This window comes from Actinomadura rubrisoli, from assembly GCF_004349215.1.
Taxonomy (GTDB): domain Bacteria; phylum Actinomycetota; class Actinomycetes; order Streptosporangiales; family Streptosporangiaceae; genus Spirillospora; species Spirillospora rubrisoli.
This window is the reverse complement of the sequence record NZ_SMKU01000491.1, coordinates 1-5,354: the sequence shown is the minus strand read 5'-3', so window position 1 is coordinate 5,354 and position 5,354 is coordinate 1. Positions and strand designations below refer to the sequence as shown.

The following is a 5,354-nucleotide window of genomic DNA, read 5'->3' as shown; positions in this document are numbered from 1 at the left end:
CCCCTGACCCCGCACCCTGAACCCGCCCCATACGGGTTTCCGCCGCGGCCTGTGGCCGGGCCGCGGCGCCGACCGCTGCGCCCTCACCCTGACCGGCCACGGCCGGGGACCGAAGCGGACGCAGGCACTCACAGCCCCGCACAACCGATCGGTGTCCGGACGGATCCCGGCCGCGTCGGCCGGGCCGTCCCTCAGGACGGGTTCGCCGCGGATCGTGCCGTGTCCGGGCGTTCTGGACCGACGTCACCGGTGGGGGTGATGAGGCCGCCGGTGACCATGAACCGGGGCGACGATGAGCTGTTGGGCGCGGCGGCGTGGAACAGGTGGGGGTGCATGAAGACCACGTCGCCGGGACGGCCGGTCAGCTCGACCACGCGGAGCGCGATACCCGAGACGGTCGCTCCGTCCTCCATCAGCCGCCGGGCCCGCTCGCCCGGCTCGCCCGGCCGCCGGATGCCGCGCAGCCAGGAATGGGATCCGAAGATCGCATCGCGGACGGTAGGTGAGCGGCCCGGCTCGGCCGCGGCGGCCTCCCGCAGGAACTTCGCGGCCAGCCGATGGGAACCGGACAGCACGACAGTGCCGCCGCCCTGCTCGGCGACGGGCACCAGATAGGCCAGCCACTTGAGCGCCAGCGCCGCTCCGGCCGCGCCCCGCAGGGGGTAGTCGATGTGCCAGCCGCCGGCCGGCACATCCCACGCCGCCCGGCGCGGGAACGTCACCAGCGGGGTGCCCCAGACCGCGGGCCGAGCCCAGTCCTCATACCCCACCAGCTCACTGATCGCCGCCGTCACCGCGGGGGCGGCCATCGTGTCGAAGACGCCCCGCCTGCTCAGGGCCCCCAGCCCGCGAGGCTCGGTGACGGTCCAGGTCGACCGGTCCTCCCGGCGGATGCCGTGCCTGCGTTCCAGCTCCCCCCACAGGTCCCGCGCCAGAGCGGACGCCACCTCGGGCGCGAAACCCTGGGCGAGCCGGACGAACCCATGCTCGGCGAAGTGGGACCGAAGATCTGTGCTGTTCATGGCGGAGCTCCCGGAACCGGACCCGGCACCTGGACGGTGCGGGCGTGAACGGCTGTCAATCCATGTCGATTCGACAATGGAGCGGAGGCGGGCGGCCGCACGGCGGCTGAAGGAGCACCAGCCCAGTACGGCTGCTGCGCAAATTAGCAAGCAGCCGGTGAGGCGCCAACCCGTTTACGGCCCGCTCGAAGACGCCAGACCGCGCCCAGCTTCACCCGCATGGCCCCGGCGAACGCGAACGGTGACGCCGCCTCGCCGCCTCGCCGCGTCGTTGCCGTCGGACCGAAGCCACGTCCGCGAGAACGCCGCCGGGACCGCCTTCGCCGTCCCGGCGCGGGTGGTGATGCAGCGCGAAGGCGAACACGAAGGCGCCGTCGATGCCGCCGGCGTCGAACGCCTCCAGCGGCTCGCGCGGGTACACGGCCAGACCGGCCTCGTCGCGGACGCACCCTTCGACCGGACGGGTGCACGGGTGTCCCGGTCGTACTCGACGATCTCCAGGCCGCGAGCGCCCAGGCCGTCGGCGGACAGCGGCAGCGTCCCCCGGCGGTCAGCTCCAGCGGGTAGGGCGAGAAAGGGCGAGAACCAGACCGCAAGGCCCAGGCCGGCGGCGCGGCCCCAAGCCGACCGTCCGCCGCCCCTGGCCCCGAGCCCGCCCCGGTCGGCGGCGATTCAGGGCGCGGGGGACAAGAGGGCGAACGCGCGGTCGAGCAGGGCCGCGCGATCGGCCGTCCCGCCGGAGCGCAGCCATCCCCGGCCCGCCGCGTCCAGCGCGATGGCCGCCGCCGTCAGCAGATCGGCGGTGAAGGTGTCCAGTCCCGGCGCTGGCCGCTCCCGCAGCGCGCCGGTGATCTCATCACGCATCCTCTCGCGCTTGTCGTGCAGCCGTGACCGCGGCGCCGGCGCCGGCTCGATCAGCCGCAGCGCCCGCAGGCCCGGCAGCGCCGACTGGATCGCCCCCTGCCACTCCCGCAGCACCGCGTGCAGGCACTCCCACGGCGCCTCCCCGTGCGGGACGGTCCCGCACGGCGCCCACGACCTGCTGCGCTCGGCCCCTGACCCGCAGCACCCCTGGCGGGCCGCCGGGCCCGGGTTCACAGGAGGGTCAGCTGGTGCGGGCCCTCGTCCGCCGGCGGCCGCACGGAGCGGTGCGCCGCCGGAGGGGGCGGCGAGCGGTCCATCCCGTACTCGGCCGCCAGCTCGCGCACCCGCGCGCTGATGCCGTCCCGGTACCGCTTCGGCGCGTAGGCCCCGCCGCCGTACAGGCGCGCGTACGGGACGATCAGCTCCGGGCGGTGCCGGCGCAGCCACCCCAGGAACCACTCGCGCGCACCCGGGCGCAGATGCAGCGGGATCACCGTCACCGACGCCGCGCCCGCCTCGGCGATCCGCCGCACCGCCGCCTCCAGCTGGGCGGGGGAGTCGGACAGGTAGGGCAGGACGGGCCCCATCAGCACCCCGCAGCGCACGCCCGCCGCGTTCAGCGCCGCGCACACCTCCAGCCGCTTGCGCGGCGCCGGCGTGCCCGGCTCGATCAGCCGCCACAGCTCCTCGTCCACGAAACCCACCGACACCGCCGCGCCGACCTGCGTGCGCGCGGCCGCCTCCCGCAGGATCGGCAGGTCGCGCAGGATCAGCGACCCCTTGGTCAGGATCGAGAACGGGTTGCCGGCGTCGCGCAGCGCCTCCAGGATCCCCGGCATCAGGCGGTAGCGACCCTCGGCGCGCTGGTAGCAGTCGACGTTGGTGCCCATCGCGATGTGCTCGCCCCGCCACCGGGGCGCGGCCAGCTCGGCCCGCACCCGCTCGGCCGCGTTGACCTTCACCACGATCCGCGAGTCGAAGTCGGCGCCCGCGTCCAGGTCCAGGTACTCGTGGGACTTGCGGGCGAAGCAGTACACGCACGCGTGGGAGCAGCCCCGGTAGGGATTGATCGTCCACTGGAACGGCATGCGCGAGGCGGCGGGCACCTTGTTGATGACCGACCGGGCGTGCACCTCGTAGAAGGTCATGCCGCGGAACCCGGGGGTGTCGAACGTGCGCGTCACCGCCCGCCGCTCGATCAGCGGCGCCGCCGCCGCGGCCGGGTCCGGCACCAGGCGCAGGTGATCCCAGCGCACACCCACCTCCATCGAACACATGAACGAATCGATTCGTCCGGCCAGTATGGAACATGTGTTCGAAGATCGCAACGCCGCCGCGCCCCCGGCGCGCCGCGGCGTCGGCGCAGGCCCGCCTCCGCTGGACGGCGTCCCGGACGGCGCGTCGCGACCGGGGGAACCGGGCCCGCGCGGCGGCCGGACCCGGCGCGGGCGTCCGGAAGATCACCTCGGCCGGGGTGCGCCACGCCGGGATCGCCGTTCCGTACGAACCATCGCAACGAGTGCGTAACAATGGCTCGCTATGGCATCGCGAGCACGGACGGGAATCGGGGCACTGGCGGCCGCACTGGCGGCGGCCGCGCTGGCGGGCTGCGGCATGCCCGCGCTCGGCGGCACCGACGAGCGCAAGGCCGGCGGGCCCGCGCCCGTCCAGGCGGACGCCAAGGCCGAGTGCGCCAAGATCGCCGCTCCCGGCGACTCGCGGGCCCGGCAACTGCGCGGCATGTGGATCGCCACCGTCGCCGGCATCGACTGGCCCAAGGACCCCGCCAAGCCCGCCGCCAGGCAGCGCGCCGAGTTCGTCAAGCTGCTCGACACCGCCCGGGCGATGAACATGAACGCGGTGTTCGTGCAGATCCGCCCGAACTCCGACGCGTTCTACCCCTCCCCGTACGAGCCGTGGTCGCAGTGGCTCACCGGCAAGCAGGGCAAGGACCCCGGCTACGACGTCCTGGCGTTCATGCTCAAGGAGGCGCACGCCCGCAACCTGGAGTTCCACGCCTGGTTCAACCCCTACCGCGTCAGCCGGCAGGACGACCTGAAAAAGCTCGCCCCCACCAGCCCCGCGCGCCGGCACCCCGACTGGGTCCGCAAGTACGGGACGGGCCTGTGGTACGACCCGGGCCTGCCGCAGGTCCGCGACCTGGCGACCAGGGCCGTGATGGACGTGGTCCGCAAGTACGACATCGACGCCGTCCACTTCGACGACTACTTCTACCCCTACCCCGAGTCCGGCGACTTCCCCGACACCGCCTCCTACAAGACCTACGGCCAGGGCATGAAGCGGGCCGACTGGCGGCGCCGCAACGTCGACACCCTCGTGGAGTCGCTGTCGCGGCAGATCCACCAGGCCAAGCCGTGGACGCGGTTCGGCATCAGCCCGTTCGGGGTGTGGCGCAACGCCACCTCCGACCCCGCCGGATCGCCCACCAGCGCCCTGCAGAGCTACGACGACATCTACGCCGACACCCGCAAGTGGATCCAGCGGCGCTGGATCGACTACGTCACCCCGCAGCTGTACTGGCCGATCGGCGACAAGCGCGCCGACTACGCCAAGCTCGTCGCCTGGTGGGCGCGGCAGGTCCAGGGCACCGGCGTGCAGCTGACCATCGGGCAGGCCGGCTACCGCGTCGGCCAGGACGCCACCTGGAAGAAACCCGCCGAGCTGTCGCGGCACCTGGCCTTGAACGCCCGCTACCCGCAGGTGCGCGGCGATGTGTTCTTCAGCGCCGCCGACATCGCCGCCGACCGCCGCGGATTCGCCTCCCGGCTGCGCGCCGACCACTACTCCCGCCCGGCCGTCCCGCCGCCGGTGCAGGGCCGCGGCGGGCAGGCGCCGCCCGCCGTCCAGGACCTCAAGGCCCGCCCGGACGGCAAGGGCGTGCGCGTGGACTGGCGGCCGTCGCAGGGCGCCGCGTCCTACGCGGTGTACCGGGTGGACGGCAAGCGCGCCGGCTGCGCCCCCGTCGACCCGACCCGGCTGGTGGCCGACGTGCGCGGCGGCGGGATCCTCGATCCGTCCGCCAAGCCGGGCCGCTCCTACACCTACTACGTCACCGCGCTGGACCGCCTCCACCACGAGAGCCCCCCGGGCCGTGGTGCAACGGTTACCGCCCCCGAAGGATAATGATCTTGCTCCGTGGGCAGGAACTAGGCACTTGAACGCCCCCCGGAGGTATGAGCAATGGCGCTGTCGATGGAGGAGCAGCGGATCCTCACGCAGATCGAGGTCCGCCTGAGCGAGGACGACCCGCGGCTGGCGCACCGCCTCTCACGGCTCGGCGCCGCCCGGCGCGGACGCCGCGTCCGGCTGATCGCGGCCGCCGCAGGGCGCCGCGTCCTACGCGGTGTACCGGGTGGACGGCAAGCGCGCCGGCTGCGCCCCCGTCGACCCGACCCGGCTGGTGGCCGACGTGCGCGGCGGCGGGATCCTCGATCCGTCCGCCAAGCC

Annotated in this window: 6 protein-coding genes; 2 read left to right on the top strand and 4 right to left on the bottom strand. The window is 74.0% G+C overall.

From position 1 onward, the window contains the following. Positions 1-191 precede the first annotated feature (191 nt). The 4 genes from E1298_RS43770 to E1298_RS43755 form a co-directional block, all read right to left on the bottom strand. On the bottom strand, positions 192-1,022 hold the full coding sequence (locus tag E1298_RS43770; protein WP_131903280.1) for a phytanoyl-CoA dioxygenase family protein: 831 nt from the start codon (positions 1,020-1,022) through the stop codon (positions 192-194). Positions 1,023-1,233: 211 nt separating this feature from the next. Further along, on the bottom strand, positions 1,234-1,443 hold the full coding sequence (locus tag E1298_RS49950) for a hypothetical protein (protein ID WP_207945211.1): 210 nt from the start codon (positions 1,441-1,443) through the stop codon (positions 1,234-1,236). A 251-nt stretch (positions 1,444-1,694) separates the two neighbouring features. Beyond that, positions 1,695-2,120, bottom strand: a complete 426-nt coding sequence (locus E1298_RS43760; protein WP_131903279.1) for a hypothetical protein — start codon at positions 2,118-2,120, stop codon at positions 1,695-1,697. Further along, positions 2,117-3,142, bottom strand: a complete 1,026-nt coding sequence (locus E1298_RS43755) for an Rv2578c family radical SAM protein (protein ID WP_243726207.1) — start codon at positions 3,140-3,142, stop codon at positions 2,117-2,119. Before E1298_RS43755 ends, E1298_RS43760 begins: the two co-directional genes overlap by 4 nt. 283 nt (positions 3,143-3,425) lie before the next feature. On the opposite strand from E1298_RS43755, the gene E1298_RS43750 reads away from it, so the two are divergent. Beyond that, positions 3,426-5,030 (top strand): glycoside hydrolase family 10-like protein, encoded by a 1,605-nt coding sequence (locus tag E1298_RS43750; protein ID WP_131903277.1) that lies wholly within the window; start codon positions 3,426-3,428, stop codon positions 5,028-5,030. A gap of 57 nt (positions 5,031-5,087) precedes the next feature. Beyond that, on the top strand, positions 5,088-5,354 hold a 267-nt coding region (locus E1298_RS50955; RefSeq protein ID WP_131903276.1), incomplete at its 3' end, for a DUF3040 domain-containing protein.